18 protein-coding genes are annotated in these 16,683 nt (G+C 48.4%); 8 read left to right on the top strand and 10 right to left on the bottom strand.

The features are described from left to right. Window positions 1-4: 4 nt before the first annotated feature. The 4 genes from DET62_RS11365 to DET62_RS11350 form a co-directional block, all read right to left on the bottom strand. On the bottom strand, window positions 5-454 hold the full coding sequence (locus tag DET62_RS11365) for a hypothetical protein (RefSeq protein ID WP_110013973.1): 450 nt from the start codon (window positions 452-454) through the stop codon (window positions 5-7). Next, entirely contained in the window at window positions 444-2,228 is a 1,785-nt protein-coding gene (locus DET62_RS11360) for an acyl-CoA dehydrogenase C-terminal domain-containing protein (protein WP_110013972.1), read from the bottom strand. Before DET62_RS11360 ends, DET62_RS11365 begins: the two co-directional genes overlap by 11 nt. A 108-nt stretch (window positions 2,229-2,336) precedes the next feature. Next, window positions 2,337-3,047 carry a general secretion pathway protein GspB gene (locus DET62_RS11355; protein WP_110013971.1) on the bottom strand — a complete coding sequence of 237 codons (711 nt, stop codon included), beginning with the start codon at window positions 3,045-3,047 and terminating at the stop codon, window positions 2,337-2,339. Window positions 3,048-3,072: 25 nt separating this feature from the next. Next, entirely contained in the window at window positions 3,073-4,491 is a 1,419-nt protein-coding gene (locus DET62_RS11350) for an ExeA family protein (RefSeq protein WP_110013970.1), read from the bottom strand. Window positions 4,492-4,600: 109 nt separating this feature from the next. Here DET62_RS11350 and DET62_RS11345 point away from each other — a divergent pair, with 109 nt between their 5' ends. Next, on the top strand, window positions 4,601-5,713 hold the full coding sequence (locus DET62_RS11345) for a multifunctional CCA tRNA nucleotidyl transferase/2'3'-cyclic phosphodiesterase/2'nucleotidase/phosphatase (RefSeq protein WP_110013969.1): 1,113 nt from the start codon (window positions 4,601-4,603) through the stop codon (window positions 5,711-5,713). Here DET62_RS11345 and folK read toward each other — a convergent pair. Together folK and folB are read right to left on the bottom strand one after the other, a co-directional pair. Further along, window positions 5,710-6,219, bottom strand: a complete 510-nt coding sequence (folK, locus tag DET62_RS11340; RefSeq protein ID WP_110013968.1) for a 2-amino-4-hydroxy-6-hydroxymethyldihydropteridine diphosphokinase — start codon at window positions 6,217-6,219, stop codon at window positions 5,710-5,712. The two genes, DET62_RS11345 and folK, sit on opposite strands and share 4 nt — an antisense overlap. Window positions 6,220-6,230: 11 nt before the next feature. Beyond that, entirely contained in the window at window positions 6,231-6,614 is a 384-nt protein-coding gene (gene folB / locus DET62_RS11335) for a dihydroneopterin aldolase (RefSeq protein ID WP_110013967.1), read from the bottom strand. Between the two features lie 97 nt (window positions 6,615-6,711). Here folB and plsY point away from each other — a divergent pair, with 97 nt between their 5' ends. Further along, entirely contained in the window at window positions 6,712-7,302 is a 591-nt protein-coding gene (gene plsY / locus DET62_RS11330; RefSeq protein WP_110013966.1) for a glycerol-3-phosphate 1-O-acyltransferase PlsY, read from the top strand. Here the strand turns inward: plsY and tsaD are convergent. The 3 genes from tsaD to DET62_RS11315 form a co-directional block, all read right to left on the bottom strand. Next, entirely contained in the window at window positions 7,286-8,320 is a 1,035-nt protein-coding gene (gene tsaD / locus DET62_RS11325; RefSeq protein WP_110013965.1) for a tRNA (adenosine(37)-N6)-threonylcarbamoyltransferase complex transferase subunit TsaD, read from the bottom strand. The genes plsY and tsaD overlap by 17 nt on opposite strands. 113 nt (window positions 8,321-8,433) lie before the next feature. Next, window positions 8,434-9,474 carry a phosphodiesterase gene (locus DET62_RS11320; protein WP_110013964.1) on the bottom strand — a complete coding sequence of 347 codons (1,041 nt, stop codon included), beginning with the start codon at window positions 9,472-9,474 and terminating at the stop codon, window positions 8,434-8,436. After that, a complete protein-coding gene (locus DET62_RS11315; RefSeq protein ID WP_011235201.1) occupies window positions 9,474-10,508 on the bottom strand; it encodes a type IV pilus twitching motility protein PilT in 1,035 nt (344 codons plus the stop codon). The genes DET62_RS11320 and DET62_RS11315 overlap by 1 nt, the downstream gene beginning before the upstream one ends. 36 nt (window positions 10,509-10,544) lie before the next feature. Between DET62_RS11315 and DET62_RS11310 the strand changes: the two genes are divergently transcribed. From DET62_RS11310 to DET62_RS11295, 4 genes are read left to right on the top strand one after another with little or no spacing between them, the layout of a single operon-like run. Further along, window positions 10,545-11,255 carry a YggS family pyridoxal phosphate-dependent enzyme gene (locus DET62_RS11310; protein WP_110013963.1) on the top strand — a complete coding sequence of 237 codons (711 nt, stop codon included), beginning with the start codon at window positions 10,545-10,547 and terminating at the stop codon, window positions 11,253-11,255. Further along, window positions 11,255-12,079, top strand: a complete 825-nt coding sequence (gene proC, locus DET62_RS11305; RefSeq protein ID WP_110013962.1) for a pyrroline-5-carboxylate reductase — start codon at window positions 11,255-11,257, stop codon at window positions 12,077-12,079. Before DET62_RS11310 ends, proC begins: the two co-directional genes overlap by 1 nt. Before the next feature lie 8 nt (window positions 12,080-12,087). Continuing rightward, the gene (locus DET62_RS11300; protein WP_011235204.1) at window positions 12,088-12,615 is read left to right on the top strand and encodes a YggT family protein; all 528 of its coding nucleotides are present in this window, start codon (window positions 12,088-12,090) and stop codon (window positions 12,613-12,615) included. Between the two features lie 22 nt (window positions 12,616-12,637). Then, complete coding sequence (locus DET62_RS11295; protein ID WP_011235205.1) at window positions 12,638-13,060, top strand: DUF4426 domain-containing protein; 423 nt, start codon at window positions 12,638-12,640, stop codon at window positions 13,058-13,060. Between the two features lie 2 nt (window positions 13,061-13,062). On the opposite strand, the gene DET62_RS11290 is transcribed toward DET62_RS11295, so the two are convergent. Next, on the bottom strand, window positions 13,063-14,787 hold the full coding sequence (locus DET62_RS11290; protein WP_011235206.1) for a potassium/proton antiporter: 1,725 nt from the start codon (window positions 14,785-14,787) through the stop codon (window positions 13,063-13,065). A gap of 133 nt (window positions 14,788-14,920) precedes the next feature. Here DET62_RS11290 and rdgB point away from each other — a divergent pair, with 133 nt between their 5' ends. After that, window positions 14,921-15,529, top strand: coding sequence for an RdgB/HAM1 family non-canonical purine NTP pyrophosphatase (rdgB, locus tag DET62_RS11285; RefSeq protein WP_110013998.1), 609 nt, complete (start codon window positions 14,921-14,923; stop codon window positions 15,527-15,529). Continuing rightward, window positions 15,526-16,677, top strand: a complete 1,152-nt coding sequence (gene hemW / locus DET62_RS11280; RefSeq protein ID WP_110013961.1) for a radical SAM family heme chaperone HemW — start codon at window positions 15,526-15,528, stop codon at window positions 16,675-16,677. Before rdgB ends, hemW begins: the two co-directional genes overlap by 4 nt. The last annotated feature ends 6 nt before the right edge of the window (window positions 16,678-16,683 follow it).

Below are 16,683 nucleotides of genomic sequence, written 5' to 3'. Positions count from 1 at the left end.
TACTTTATTCTTCGTTTATTTCTTCGTAACTTTTTAGCTCTATCTGGTAATTTTCCAGTTGCCGTTTGAGGCTGTCATTTAAAATGACAATAATTTCCTGCCTGCGCCCTTTTTCATCAACAAAACTCAAACCGGCTAAATCCTTTTCATACTGTTGCAGTACCGGCGGGTTTTCCAACTGGTAAGTTCTGGGAGGTAAAATGAGGCGTTTTTCCTTTAACTCAAGGTCCTGATAAAAAGCAGCCGGCTGTAATGGTCTGAACTTCACCACAATTGCCATAACAATAGCCATGGTCAGCAGCGCGCCTGTAACGATAATCCACAAGGGAACCGCGTCACCAATATAAATTGCCATCCATATCGCTAAAAAGAAGCCGCCCCAGGCCTGAGGGCGGCGACTATCACGATAAAACGTCAGTGCATTGCTTTCTTTTTTTTCGTTTTTAGAATTCATCGTCACTATGTAAGTAAAGGCTTTCACTACCATCTTTTATCGCAGCTGCCAGGCTATGAATGCGAGGCAAAATGCGGGCAAAATAGAAACGTGCCGTTTTTGCTTTAGTTGCAAGGTATGGTTTGTCGATTAATAGTGGCTCGGCGGCTATTGCCATTTTCAACCACAGGTAAGCGTAAGAAACATAGCCTACCAGATGCAGATACTCAACCGCTACACTGTTCACTAAGTTCTCATCACCAGCTGCTTTTTGCAGTACTTCCTCACTGACACCATTGAGGATATTTAGCGCCTGCTGCAATTGCTCACGCTGCTTTATCCATTCGCTGCCAGTAACCGTTTCATCCAGAAAGCTTTGAATCTCTTCATTAAATGGCTGCAGTAGCTGACCTTGTGAACCAAAAACTTTACGACCCAGCAAGTCCAGCGCCTGAATACCATTAGTGCCTTCGTATATTTGAGCGATACGAGTATCGCGAACCAATTGTTCCTGGCCCCATTCTCTGACATAACCGTGCCCGCCAAAAACCTGTTGGCCATGAATGGTGGATTCCAGTCCAGTGTCGGTTAAAAACGCTTTTGCAACAGGCGTCAATAACGCCACCATGGCGTCGGCTTTTTGTCGAACCTGATCATCTGCGGCGTATTTTGAACGATCGAGCTGCTGCCCAACCCAGGTAGAAAACGCACGACCACCTTCAGTCAGAGACTTCATGGTCAGCAACATACGGCGCACATCACCATGCACTAAAATTGAGTCGGCTTCGGCCTGGTCGTTACGGGTTGCTTTTGCACCGCGTCCCTGAATACGATCTTTAGCGTATTCCAGAGCATTTTGATACGAACGTTCTGCTGCGCCCAGCCCCTGAATACCAACGCCTAAACGCTCATAGTTCATCATAGTGAACATAGCAGGCAAACCTCGGTGTGGCTCACCGACCAACCACGCCTTCGCACCATCGAAGTTCATCACACAGGTTGCTGACGCGTGAATCCCCATTTTGTGTTCGATAGAACCGCAGCTAACATTGTTGCGTTCGGTCAGGTTACCTTGCTCGTCGGATAAAAACTTAGGCACCACAAACAACGAAATACCTTTTGTACCCGCCGGTGCGTCAGGCAATTTAGCCAGCACCAGGTGGACAATATTGTCGGTTAAGTCATGCTCACCGCCGGTAATAAATATTTTGGTGCCGCTAAGCGAAAAACTGCCGTCTTGGGCAGGAATCGCCTTACTGCGAATAATGCCTAAATCCGTTCCGGCGTGAGGCTCAGTCAGACACATAGTGCCTGTCCATTCCCCCGAAACCATACGCGGTAAATAATGGTTCTTCAGCTCATCACTGCCATGCGAGTTAATTGCCATGATAGCGCCCGAGGTTAAGCCCGGGTAAAGAGAAAAGGCGATGTCCGCGCTGCAAAGCATTTCTTCGTACTGAGCAGATAAAGATTTCGGCAAACCCATGCCGCCAAAATCGGGATTTGCCGTTACACCAACCCAGCCACCTTCAGCCAGCTGGCGAAAGTTCTCTTTATAGCCTTTAGGTGTTGTCACCTCGCCGTCTTTAAACTTAACACCTTCTTCATCTGCTTCACGGGCTATGGGCGCAACCAAGTTTTCCGCAACTTTTGCACCTTCATCAAGAATAGCGCCAGCGGTTTCAACGTCCATCATGTCGGCAAGTTCCGGAGTCTGCTGCCAGTCATCAGCAACGCGGAATACATCATGCAAAACAAAATCCATGTCGTCGCGGGGAGCTCTGTAGTCAGCCATATCATTACCTCTTGTAGAAATTACAAAGCGTTCAAACTAATAATTTAAACGCCTGTTTAAACTGTATCGCACAAGAGTATGAATCCCTTCGCAGGATGTCAATAATTTCTATGGTTGCCAGTCTTCTAAAGCGGGCTGGGAGAATGCCTGTGAGTCTTTCACCAAAACCACCTTTTGCGGTTCTATTCGCAATATTGTCAGCTGATTTAACGCATCGCCCTCGTACAGTCGCTGGCCGTTCAGCTCAATCCACCGCTGAGATGCACTGGAGCGATACATATGGCTGTCGTAACTAAACGCAGGAACCTCTCGCTGAAACGAGCGCGAAAGTTCACTTAATGAAGGTATGACACTGGTATCGGCTCTATTATCATCGCTATTGCTGGTGTCGTTCACTGCCGCTTCGAAGCGCTGCAACAAGTCTGGCGAAACAGTAGAAAGATCCAGAGCCTGCCGCTGCGACCCCGCTTGTCCCGTTGGCTCCGATTCTGACAATTGCTGTTGACCAGCACTCTGTGTTACTTCAGGTTCTTCCTCCGGAACAGGTTCGGGTTCTGCTTCCCATTCAACCGATTCAATACTGGCGGTTTCTCCCCACCGGAAGCCTTCCGCTTCAGGACGTTCAGACTGGTTTGTTTCACCAAGCCATACCGCTCCCGCAGAGCCCAGCACTGCGCCGAGAATAAGCACCAAAGGCCAAAGTAACCAACTCCAGCTACGGCTGTGTTTATCGTTAGCCATAAGCGAGGCATCAAGCACCGAGGTTTGTTTTAATAATGGCGACTGTTGCTGCTTTAATGCTTTTAATAAGGATGACATTATTTGCTCTCTTTACTCGCTTTTTTCATTCGCTTTCTTTACTCAATCTGGGCCCAAAGTCAGACGCGCGTGATGCCAGCCATGCCATTGTCGCTTCATCTAGTTTCCCGGTTACCTTTAGCCCCTGGCTTTTTTGCAGCTCTTTAAATTGCTCGTCCGATGACTTGCTTTGCCATTTAGAACCCAGGTGTTTTATCAGCTGTTCACGAACCCACTGTTGGTGTGCGTCGTCACTTTCAGCCAGCGGCTGTTGATACAAAATAAGGAAAGCCCCGTTCCAGCCATTAGTATCTATCGCCGTACCATCGGTTATTAAATCGGCGCTTTTATCTCGCCTATAAAGCAATGCCGGGTAATTAATGCTGCGCAGTTGCTGCAGGCTCTGGTTTAACTCAAGACAGACGAGATCATATTGTTCTATCCACTGACAAAAATCAGTATCTACCGGCGGTTCGGGCAAGCCCCAGACACTCGCCAACTCTTTTGCGGCCTGATACTGACTGCTGGACGTTGCGTCCAACGGTTTTTCCGTATCGTTAATCAGGGTGTAACTGCCAACCGCGCTGGCGACAAGAAGCAAAAAAGCCCCCGCCCAACGCCATAAAGCTGAGTGCGGCTGTCTATTCCGACTACCGGTAGTGCCATTCAGCTCAATATGCGCTTGCTGTATATGCCTTGGCAACACTTCGCTACTGGATTCCGTATAAGCTGCCAACAATGCCCGGTCACAATAAAGATTTAATAAGCGGGGAATACCCTGGGTTAACTGGTGTGCCTTCCTTCCTGCAGCAGCAGTAAACAAAGGCCGGTTTGCGCCAGCCACCTGCAGGCGGTAAGCAATGTAGCGTTGCGTGTCCTGCTCTGTCAGCGGCAAAATATGATAGCGGGCGGTAATACGCTGTGCCAGTTGACGAAGCTCCTGTCGGCGCAGTAAGTCCTGTAATTCCGGCTGACCAATTAAAATGACTCGAAGCAATTTACGATCATGAGTTTCTAAGTTGGTCAGTAACCTTAGCTGTTCAAGAACCTGAGGCCGCAGATGCTGAGCCTCATCAATCAGCACCACACACTGGCGACCATCATCATTGGCTTTCAGAAAAAACTGGCTGAGTTTATCCGTCAGCGTTTTACGGGTAGCGGATCGTTTTTGATAACGGATACCAAATTCATCGCACAGGCTGGCAAGCAGTTCGTCCTCATTCAGCATAGGGTTAAGGATAAATGCGGTTTCCGTCGACTCAGGCAACTGCTCCAGTAAAGCTCGGGATACCGTAGTTTTGCCTGTTCCCACTTCTCCGGTTAACAGAATAAAGCCACCACTGCCCTGCAGCCCTTGCGTAAGGTGCGCTAAAGCCTCCTGATGCCGTTCACTCAGGTAAAGGTAGTTTGGGTCCGGGGCAATGGAAAACGGCTCTGCCTGAAGACCAAAATAGTTTTGATACATATCGGTCCGCTACTGTGCTGATAATATTATTTGTTCAACAGTGTAACGACTTGCTTGCACATCGACCAGTGATTCGACATGATCATGCCAAACAAAGTTGAGGTGAACAGTGGACGTATACTTAGTCGGCGGCGCAGTACGAGACAAACTTCTGAAATTACCCGTGCATGAGCGTGACTGGGTAGTAGTGGGTGCCCGTGCAGAAGACTTGCTAAAACAGGAGTTTCAGCAAGTTGGTAAAGACTTCCCGGTGTTCCTCCACCCCAGTACCCGCGAAGAATACGCACTGGCCCGGACTGAACGAAAATCCGGCAAAGGCCACACCAGTTTTGACGTGTTCGCCTCTCCCGATGTGACTCTGGAAGATGATTTAGCCCGCCGGGATTTAACCATTAACGCCATTGCGCAAAGCGAAGATTGCGAAATAGTCGACCCGTATAACGGCGTACAAGACATTGAAGCACGGAAGTTACGCCATGTTTCTGCAGCTTTTACCGAAGACCCTTTGCGGGTATTAAGAGTGGCACGTTTCGCCGCGCGTTTTGCTCACTTGGGTTTTACCGTCGCCGAAGAAACTCAGCAGTTGCTGCAGGAAATGTCAGCCAGTCAGGAACTCAGTCACTTAGTCCCTGAACGGGTCTGGCGGGAATGGGAGAAGTCACTGTTAACCCAAACGCCAACTGTCTTTTTAACTCTGCTTAGAGACATACAGGCGCTTTCTCAGGTGTTACCCGGAATAACCGCCGATGATTCACAACTGCAACGATTGCAAAGAACATCGGCTTATTCCGATTCAGTGACGCTAAGATTTGCCAGCTTATTTATAGAGCAAGAAACCCCTGAGAGCCTGAAGCAGTTCTGCAGGCAACTGGCCATACCGAATCATTATCGTGACAGCGCTTTGCTGGCAAGAAATCATGAAGATTTCATTACCACACCGGAGCTCCCAGAAAAAGCTCAATTGGCTGCACTACTGAAACAAATTGACTACTGGCGCCGACCGGAGAAGCTGGAGCAGTTGCTACAGTTACGGCAAGCTGAATATAGTGAATCTAAGCAGCAGAAAAGTATTGCTGCTCAGCATAAAAAGTTACGTTCGGGGGCAGAAAAAGCCGCAGCGCTTAATGCTGGGACTTTGCAGCAGCAGGGCTTTACCGGTAAAGCCCTGGGCGATGCTTTACGCGAACAGCGTGAGCAGATACTGGCTGAGGCATTGAATTAACCTTCCAGCCAAGAAGTGTCGCTAATAGGCTCTAATTGTTGCGGTGAGTCTTTATGAGTCTGCTGGTATTGCTCCCACAACTGCTCATAACTCACATTTAAAAGCGGATGCAAGCGGTGCCCGGCTATTTCAGCCAGCGGCCAGAGCACAAAAGCATTTTCAAGAATTTCACCACGAGGCAACTGCGGCTGTTGCTCCCGAATGACGTCATCATACAATAAGACATCAATGTCTAAGGTTCGCGGACTGAACTTGGCACTGCCCGGAACCCGTCCGTTTTCCTGTTCAATGCGCTTACATTCGGCCAGAACTTCGGTAACAGAAAGGTCAGTTTCTACTTCGACCACCAGATTGTAAAAGTCACTTCCGGAAAACCCCACCGAGGCACTGCGAAAAATTCTTGAACGTTGTTGCCAGTCAAAGCTCTTTGCAACGTCTTTTAACCCTGCCCGAATGTGTTTTTCACGCTCAGTATTAGAGCCTATTCCGAGAAAAACTTGCGTCACAACTTGTCCTCTTACCCAAAGGGGCTGTCGAAAACGCTTCGGCGAACGCTTACGGCGACCGTTTTAGCATTAGGCACGGCTCCGGGTTTAGCCACCCGCACTTCAACGTTCTGCACTCCGAACTCATTCAAAATAAGGCTGGCAACGCCTTCCGCGACCGTCTCTATGAGCTGACGCGGCTTTTCTGCTACCCAGGCAGATACCCGCTCGCTCACCAGTGCATAATCTAAAGCGTCGTCAATATTGTCAGTAGTTGCCGCGCGCTGGTTGTCCCAGCTCATCTGGATATCCAGCACCAACTGCTGTTTTTTTTCTTTTTCCCAGTCATAGACACCAATGATGGTCTCTACGGTTAAGCCTTCAATACTAACGACATCAATATCTGCTTGTTCCATTTGTGTTAACCCGTGGTAATTGCCCAAAAAACCGCTTATTCTAGGGGCATTGACTTTTAATCGCAGTCTACCTTAACCAACGAGGGATTCGTACCCCATGACAGCGCTTACTTTACTGATGATACTTTTAGCCTACCTTCTGGGCTCTATCAGTAGCGCTGTGGTTATCTGTCGGCTTTGGGGCTTACCTGACCCGCGCAAAGAAGGCTCAGGCAACCCCGGAACAACCAATGTTTACCGGGTTGGCGGAAAAATCCCTGCTTTATTAACTCTTTGGTTTGATGTTTTAAAAGGTATGGTTCCGGTGTGGGGCTCTTACTTTCTCGGCATTGAGCCGTTTTTCCTTGGGCTAATTGCCGTTGCAGCCTGCCTCGGCCATATTTTCCCGCTTTACTTCCATTTTCGTGGCGGTAAAGCTGTTGCTACCGCCTTAGGTGCTATGTTTCCGGTTGCCTGGGAAATGGCTTTGTTGCTTATTGCCACCTGGTTACTGGTTTTCCGTATCAGCCGGGTATCTTCTTTAGCGGCTTTAGTAACCGTTTGCCTGGCACCCTTTTATGCCTATTGGATAAAACCCCAATACACAGTGCCGGTTATTATGATTTCGCTATTGATACTCTGGCGGCATCAGGCCAATATTCTGCGCTTGTCCTCGGGCGAAGAAAAAGCCTTTAAACGGCGTCGCTAATATTCACCATGGGCTTCAAATCTGTCATTGGCCATCTTGGGTGTGTTTTCACTGCCAATGGCTCACGTTCTCCCGCTTCTAAACGCAGAGCGCCCGCTAAGGCGATCATCGCACCGTTATCAGTGCAAAATTCCGTGCGCGGGTAAAACACCTGACCCTTCTGTTTTTCTAATAAAGCTTCAAGTTTTGCGCGTAAATGCTTATTGGCACTGACCCCACCGGCAACGACCAAACGCTTGTAGCCGGTTTCTTTTAGCGCACGACGACATTTAATAACTAAGGTATCAACCACCGCATCTTCAAATGCCCGGGCAATATCCGCCAGGGTCTGCTCATCGTTGTCATTGGCTGCCAAAGTATTGGCGGCGGAGGTTTTTAGTCCACTGAATGAAAAGTTAAGCCCGGGCCTGTCGGTCATTGGTCGGGGAAAAGTAAAACGATCGCTGTTGCCCTGTTCCGCCAGAGCAGCCAGTCGTGGGCCCCCGGGATAGTCCAGCCCCATCAGCTTAGCTGTTTTATCAAAAGCTTCGCCTGCCGCGTCGTCTACTGATTCGCCCAGCAAATGATAATCGCCTATACCTTTTACTTGAACCAGTTGAGTATGCCCGCCGGAAACCAACAAGGCGACAAAAGGAAATTCGGGCTGGTTTTCTTCCAGCATAGGCGCCAGCAAATGGCCTTCCATATGATGAACTCCAACCGCGGGTAAATTCCATCCAAAAGCCAGACTACGACCAATACAAGCACCAACTAACAGAGCACCAACCAGCCCAGGCCCCATGGTATAAGCAATACCATCCAGTTGCTGATGCGAAATCCCGGCCTCTTTGAGCGCAGCTTTAATCAACGGTAAGGTCTTGCGCACGTGGTCACGAGATGCCAGCTCGGGCACTACGCCGCCGTAGTCGGCATGCAGTTTCACCTGCGAGTACAATTGGTGGGCTAATAAGCCTTTTTCGGTGTCGTACACCGCAACACCCGTTTCATCACAAGACGTTTCAATACCCAATACCCGCATAATACTAACCAATTCTGCTATTTACCGACAATTGACGCTATTTTACCTGATTTTTATTCGCATGACTCGCTGAAGTTAGAACACTTTTGGGAAAACTAAACACCGCAAACCACCTAATCTGGTTGTAACTGACTAAGGTTGAGTTTACGAGTATCGAGCGGCCGGCCGTCAACATCGCGGAGTGTTAACTCCAGTTCCGGCTGCTCTTTCCAAATGACTTCAATTTGACCATAACGGCTTTCGGCATATGCTTCACCGTCGCGATAAACAGACGAGTAAGGCGTTTCACCGTCAAAGTTAACAGACCCCGGAGTCACCTGCCAGAGTGGATAAGACAGGAATTCATCTGACTTAGCGAACTCGCCGAACAAGCGGTCACCGCTCGCCAGCAATAAACCTGAAGGTTTCAGTTCCGTTAACAACTCTTTTAAACGATTTTGTTCGCGCAAGTAAAGTGCCCAGCTATCATAGCCATTGGCAGGAGCTATTACCGGTGTCGCGCTCATAATAATGCGGACTTCGGCAGGCTGTTGTAATTGCTCCGCAAGCCACTGCCATTGCTCATCACCCAGCAAATCGCCCGTATTATTCGACTGATAAGGACCTAAATCAGCATTAAAGCGGCGAGTCTGACGCTCTACCCAGCCCACCTGACTCAGTGGGTCACGGTTCCAGCGACCGTCCAGAACAATAACCTGCACACGTTGCGGTTCATTCCCAAAAATTACGCTCTTTGCAATGCCATGACTTTGAAACAGCCGTTCCGAGGTTGCAGGCTCACGCCAGAATGTCAGAAAGTGGTTGCGGACGGCATAGCGATTCGGGTTATTTTTTCCGCTCTTGCCATCCAGACTGTAATCGTTGCGGTTCCAGACCGACATAACCGCAGAGTTGCGTCGCAGAACCCGTGGCCCGCGGTAACGGTTAAACACCTCATAGGCATCCAGTAAGTCGTCCATGTCGCCGGCGTTCTCACCGATAGTATCACCCAGGAACACAAAGACTTCAGGCTGCGCATGATTAATCGCATCCCAGACTTCCTGTCGCTTGGTATGGTCAATGCAACAGCCAAAAGCCACTCGTGTTGTCTGCTGTGCGGGCGCACTAAACGCCACAGCCAACAGCAGAAACAGCCAAACGCTCCGTATTAGCATTAGAAATCCTCTTTAGTCACCGCGCAGCGGCGTGCCTCTTCTGCCTCTATATCGCCACGAGCCAGTAATTTCTTGAGTGCCTGATCTAATGTTTGCATGCCCCGCTCTGCTCCAGTTTGAATAGAGGAGTACATTTGCGCCACTTTGTCTTCTCGAATCAAGTTTTTAATAGCTGGCGATGACAGCATAATTTCATGTGCGGCAACACGACCACCGCCAACTCGTTTTAGCAAGCTCTGCGAGATAACCGCACGTAAAGATTCTGACAGCATGGAGCGGATCATCGGTTTATCATCGCCCGGAAATACGTCAATAATGCGGTCGATAGTTTTAGGTGCAGAAGTTGTATGCAAGGTACCTAAAACTAAATGCCCGGTTTCGGCTGCCGTCATAGCTAAACGGATGGTTTCTAAATCACGCATTTCACCCACCAGAATCACGTCTGGGTCTTCACGCAGTGCTGAACGCAGAGCCGCACTGAAACTGCGGGTGTCCCGGTGAACTTCACGCTGGCTGACCAGGCTTTTTTGGTTGTCGTGAACGAATTCTATGGGGTCCTCAATGGTTAAAATATGCAACGCCCGGTTTTGATTCAAATAATTAACCATGGCCGCCAATGTGGTTGATTTACCCGAGCCAGTCGGTCCGGTTACTAACACTAAACCCCGGTTAGCACTGACAATGTCCTTAAATATCTCCGGAGCATCCAGTTGCTCTAAAGTGGTGACTTCGGCAGGTATCATACGAAAAGCGGCGGCAATGCCTTTGCGCTGGGTAAACACGTTGGCACGGAAACGCGCAACGCCTTCTATTTCAAAGGAAAAATCACACTCAAATTTTTCCTCGAACTCCTGCCACTGGCCTTTGGTCATCACCTCAAACAACATGTCTTTCAGCTCATCCGGCTGATGCTCGGGTTGATTTAGCGGACGAATGTCCCCATCCACTCTAATCATAGGGACACTGCCGGAGGACAAATGTAAGTCCGAGGCATTTTGTTTCACACTGAAGGCCAGTAATTCGTTAACATTCATATATCTTATCCCTGAATAAGTGAGATGACGGTGGCAATGACAACTAAGGTAGCAGAAAAGATAACAAATAATCTCGCGGAAATACGTCAGCAATTGCAGATTTTATCTGAAGAATCGCCACACCAGCAGTCGGTCAAATTGCTGGCGGTGAGTAAAAAACATTCTTTAGAAGCGATAAAAGCCGCTATAGCCGCCGGGCAAATGCACTTCGGCGAAAACTATGTTCAGGAAGCCGTCGCTAAAATAACTCAGCTAAAAGAACAAACTACTGATCCGGTACAGTGGCATTTTATCGGCCCGGTTCAGTCGAACAAAACCAAAGATATAGCTCAGCACTTTGACTGGGTACAGAGCGTGGAGCGGGAGAAAATAGCCCGTCGTCTCAATGAGCAGCGCCCCGACGATTCCCAGCAGCTCAACCTATTATTGCAGGTTAATATTGATGATGACGACAACAAATCGGGTTTAGCCCCCGAGCAGGTTGAAGCTTTAGCGGAATACGTTATGAATTGCTCTAAACTAAAATTACGCGGTTTAATGACTATTCTTAAAGCTGGGACAACAGAAGACGAGCGCGAAAAAAGCTTTCAGCAGATGTATAAGCTCTACCAACAGTTGCAACAAACTTACGGCGAGCAAATTGATACCTTATCCATGGGGATGTCGGGTGATATGCGACAAGCGGTGCTTGAGGGTGCTAACATGGTACGTATTGGAACAGCAATTTTTGGAGAACGGGAGTCCTAATGAACGACATTCGGAATATTGCCTTCATTGGCGCAGGAAATATGACACAAAGCATTGTCGGCGGTATGTGCAAAAGCGGTTACCCTGCTGACAAAGTCTGGGTCAGTAACCCCAGCGATGCCAAATTAGAAAAAATGAAATCGGAGCTGGGCGTCAATACCAGTAACGATAATCTGGAAGTGGTGAATAACGCTGACGCTATTGTACTGTCGGTTAAACCTCAGTTAATGGCGGAAGTTTGCGCTCACTTACGTGAAAACGTTCACAACCTGACAGACAAATTAATAATTACCATTGCCGCCGGTATTCGTATTCCTAAATATCGCGAGTATTTAGGCGAAAACATCCGTATTATCCGGGTTATGCCAAATACGCCGTCACTGGTAGGTCAGGGCATGTCAGGTTTAGTTACTGACTATTCCGTTGACGAAGCCGATAAAAACTTTGTAACCGAAGCCTTTAATGGCGTAGGTGAAACACTCTGGGTTAGTGACGAAGATCAACTCGATATTCTTGGCGCCGTAGCAGGCAGTGGGCCAGCTTACTTTTTCGAGTTTATGGACAGCCTGGCAAAAGCTGCAACCGAGCTTGGTTTTGATGCCGAGAAAGCGCGCGCTATGGTTCAGCAAACTTGCTTAGGTGCTGCTCAAATGGCCAAAGAAAGTGAATTATCACTGGAAGACTTGCGCAAACAAGTCACCAGTAAAGGCGGCTCAACAGCAAAAGGTGTTGAAGCCTACCAAGACTCTGACTTACACGGCATTTCGGGAAAAGCGGTAAAAGCCGCGGTTAACCGTAATCAGGAAATGGCGAAACTCTTTTAGGAGTCACTATGAATAACGCCCTTACATTTTTAGTCGCAACCATAATTGACCTGTATTTGGTCATAGTGCTGTTGCGACTCTGGATGCAGTTAACTCAAGCTGACTTTTATAACCCGGTCAGCCAGTTTGTTTATAAGGCAACCCAGCCTGTAGTGGGTCCGCTGCGAAGCTTTATGCCGATGCTGGGTAAGTTGGACACAGCCAGCTTAATTTTTGCATTGGCATTAGGCATGCTAAAAGTAGCGGCGCTGGTCTGGCTTAACAACTTAGTTGTTGACCCGCTGGTGATTGTTATTCAGGGAATATTAACGGCTGTAAGCAGTTTGCTGTCAATGTTGTTCTGGGTACTGGTTATTCGGGCAATACTCAGCTGGTTCTCACAGGGGTACAACCCGGTAGAAGCCATGTTGCACCAAATTACAGAGCCGTTATTAGCGCCTGTACGTAAAATTCTTCCTCCAATTGGAGGCTTAGATTTATCGGTACTGGTTGTCATTATTGGACTACAGTTTTTACGCATATTAATTGGTGTTTAATGCTACTGGTGGAGGAAAAGTGATGAGTAAAACATTCTTTGTTAAAACAGTAATGGTCGTTTCTTTAATATTTTCAGGCTTTGTTATGGCTGAACAGAAGGAGACACTAGGCGACTGGGATGTTCACTACAGCGCTTTTAACTCCACCTCTTTATCTCCCGCTATTGCGACGCAATACAACTTAACCCGCAGCGCATCGAAAGGCGTGCTCAATATTGCGGTATTGGATAAAAAGACTCAAAAAGCACAAACACCCGGGGTAACCGGGCAAGTGGTTAATCCGCTGGGACAAATACAGGAGCTCGATTTTCAACAGGTAACTGAAGGTGATGCCAGTTATTACCTGGCTCAGTTTGAGCACTCTAATGCCGAAACCCTGCGTTTCACCATCCAGGTTGGTGAGCAGCAGTTTAAATTTAACCAGGAGTTCTGGTTAAACGATTAGCTTTAAACCGGCTTAACGCCTATTGACTGAATATCACCTTTATCACTAATTTTCCTTACCGTCAGAATGACATCGCCCAAACGTATATTGTCACCAATAACAACGCGGCGATGGAATTTCTGAGAGAAATAATCAGCGATTGTCGTACTCAGTAGAGCATCATCAAGATTACCCAGAGGATAAAAGCTCCCGACATCAGCCAGCGTCAGGTCACCACGTAAAGTAAAGTCGCCAAAGAAGTCTTTCTCGGATACTTTTAAGCCCTTACCACCTGATGCGAGAATTCTGCTCACTTCATCAATATCGTTTACCGTCGCGGCGACCAGTAGGCCATCACCCTCCTCCACCATAGGCTGAGTTTCTGGCTGTAACCATTCGCCATCGCGGATGAGCCCCACGAAGGTAGCCGGTGCCGTTAGTTTTAGCTCCTTCCAGGTATGGTCACAAGCTGGCGAGTTTTTGTCGATTTGATAAAGCCAGACTTCTAACGCTTCCTTACTGGGCACTGAGGACAGCGGCATACGCTGCTGAGGTTTAGCTTTTAACGGTACCTCAAGCCCTAACCAACGCGCTACCGGTGCAATACTCCACCCCTGGATAATGAGTGAGATCATGACCACCACAAAAGCAATATCAAAATACAGTTCTTGATCAGGTACGCCACTTAGCCAGGGGAATAGCGCCAGTATAATAGGAACAGCACCTCTTAAACCCACCCAGCTGATAAACACCTGTTCACGCCAGGGAAAACTGAACGGCAGTAAGCTAACAACGACAGCTAATGGGCGTGCAATAAAAATTAAAGTAAAGGCAATACCAATGGCTACCGGCGCATTAGCCATTAAATGAGAAGGAACAACCAATAACCCCAGAATAAGGAACATAGCTATCTGACTAAGCCAGGCCAGCCCATCCTGCACTTGCAGTATATGCACGAGTTGGGGCAGCCGCGCATTGCCAATAACAAAGCCCATTAAATAGACCGCCAGAAACCCACTGGCATGAAGTTTTGCTGTTAGCGCATAAATGGAAATAGCGCAGGCTACTGCTAGCAATGGAAAAAAGCTGAAACTAAGAGGCAACTTACGCGCCGCAATAATGAATAACCGACCACCTAGCCAACCTATGGTCAAGCCGCCAATTAGCTGCCAGATGACATCAAGACCTACCCAGTACCAGTCAGGGAAGCTGCCGCTGGCTACCGCGCCAGTCATGGTTAAAGTCAGAATAACGGCCATGGGGTCGTTACTGCCCGACTCTATTTCAAGGGTTGATGCGACCCGCTCTTTAATCTGCAACCCGCGGGACTGAAAGATACCAAACACCGCGGCGGCATCTGTTGAACTGAGTATGGCTCCCATTAGTAAAGCCGCAGGCCAGGGTAAACCAAACCAATATACCGCGGCGGAAGCCACCAGAGTACAGGTTAACGCAACACCTATAGTTGCCAGGCTAATAGCGGGCCAGAGGGCTACCCGAAAACGCTCAGGGTGCGTTCGCATCCCACCATCAAACAGGATAATAACCAAAGCTGCAGAGCCAATAAAAAACGCGATATCCGGATTGTTAAATTCGACACCTAATACACCTTGCTCACCCGCTAACATGCCAATTAACAAAAAGGTCAGCAGTACAGGTGCACCCAGCCGGTTGGATGCTACAGCGGCTAAAATGCTGACAACCAGCAGCAAGCCACACAATAAAATCAAGGTGTTAGCCGAATCCAAATAGAATCTCCTTATCTTTGTCTCTGCTTGTTCATCATAGCAGGTTTCACTTGGAGGCTAATGTTAGATTTCAAATCACGTTAAAACCCTTTATCCTGTGCCTCTTGATAATTAAGGTACAGGTTCGCTTATGATGTCACAAAACACCTTAGTGCTGGCTACCGGCAACGCAGGAAAAGTTGCAGAGTTGCGTCACATGTTAAGTCAGACACATGCCACGGCCGACTGGCAAGTTCGCCCGCAGTCAGAGTGGGACTTCGCTGAGGCCGATGAAACCGGCACCACTTTTGTCGAAAATGCCATTATAAAAGCGCGCCACGCATGCCAGCAAACGGGGTTACCTGCTATTGCTGATGATTCAGGTCTGGCCGTTACCGCTTTAAATGGCGCTCCGGGCGTTTACTCGGCCCGCTACGCTGGCGGCAATGCCACCGACTCTGACAATATCAATAAACTACTGAAAGCCTTAGAGGGCGTTGGAGAAAGCCAGCGTCAGGCCAGTTTTCATTGCGTACTGGTTTATATGCAAAGTGCGGAAGATCCGACACCAATCATCTGTCAGGGCCGCTGGGATGGACACATATTAACTCACCCGGTTGGAGAAGAAGGTTTCGGCTACGACCCTGTGTTCTGGGTTAAGGAAAAAAAATGTTCCGCAGCGCAGTTAAGCAAAACAGAAAAACAAGCACTCAGCCACCGCGGACAAGCTTTGAAGCAACTGCTGGAGCAGCTGGCTAAATGACTTCTCCTCTGACGCTTCCGCCGTTATCGCTGTATATACACATTCCTTGGTGTATTCAAAAATGCCCTTATTGTGATTTTAACTCACATAAACTGACCGGAGATGTACCTGAAGCAAGCTACGTCGGCCGTCTTTTAGAAGACTTACGAGCCGACATTGACTGGGTTCAGGGTCGGGAAATTCAGTCAATATTTATCGGCGGGGGGACGCCGAGTGTATTGTCTGCAAAAGCAATACAGCAGTTAATGGACGGCGTTCGTTCAATAGTCGCACTAAGTCCCGATTGCGAAGTGACTATGGAAGCCAACCCGGGAACCTTTGAGACCGAGAAGTTCTCTGCATTCGTGGCCGCAGGCATCAACCGCTTGTCTATCGGTGTTCAGAGCTTACAGGAACATCAGTTACAACGCCTGGGGCGTATTCACAACCCGCAACAGGCAAAGGATGCGGCTGCGCACGCAAGTGAATTACCGCTATCCAGTTTCAATCTCGACCTTATGCATGGCTTACCTGATCAGACCGTAGAAATGGCTTTAGACGACCTACGTCAGGTCATTGCCCTGAATCCACCGCATATCTCCTGGTATCAGTTGACTATTGAGCCTAACACGCTGTTTGCGAGCCAACCTCCGGAACTACCGGACGACGATACACTGTGGGAAATTTACCAGCAGGGCCATAAACTTCTGGAGGCTGCGGGTTATTCTCAGTACGAAGTGAGCGCTTACGCTAAACCCGGCCATCAGAGCAGGCACAACCGTAACTACTGGCAATATGGCGACTATTTAGGTATTGGTTGCGGAGCCCACAGCAAAGTCACTCTGCCTCAACAAAATAAAGTTCTGCGTTGCGAAAAAGTGAAGCACCCCAAAGGCTATTTAGATTTAACCAAGCCTCTGCGCTATCAATTAAAAGAAGTTGCAGTAGAAGACCGCTTGTTTGAATTTTTCATGAACCAATTCCGCTTACTTGAGACTGTTAGTAAAAGTAACTTTGAACAAACCACAGCTCTTTCTGCAGAGCTAGCCTCAAAGCAGTTAACGGAAGCGAAAACTCTGGAGCTTGTAACGGAAGATGAGCTTAACTGGCAACTAACTCAACGCGGTCACAGATTTCTAAACTCGGTTCTGGATACGCTTCTGGATTAACCCAGA

The organism is Idiomarina sp. H2 (genome assembly GCF_004364275.1).
GTDB classification, from domain to species: domain Bacteria; phylum Pseudomonadota; class Gammaproteobacteria; order Enterobacterales; family Alteromonadaceae; genus Idiomarina; species Idiomarina loihiensis.
Note: the sequence above shows the minus strand (reverse complement) of the source record. Positions and strands in the feature narration are given on the sequence as shown.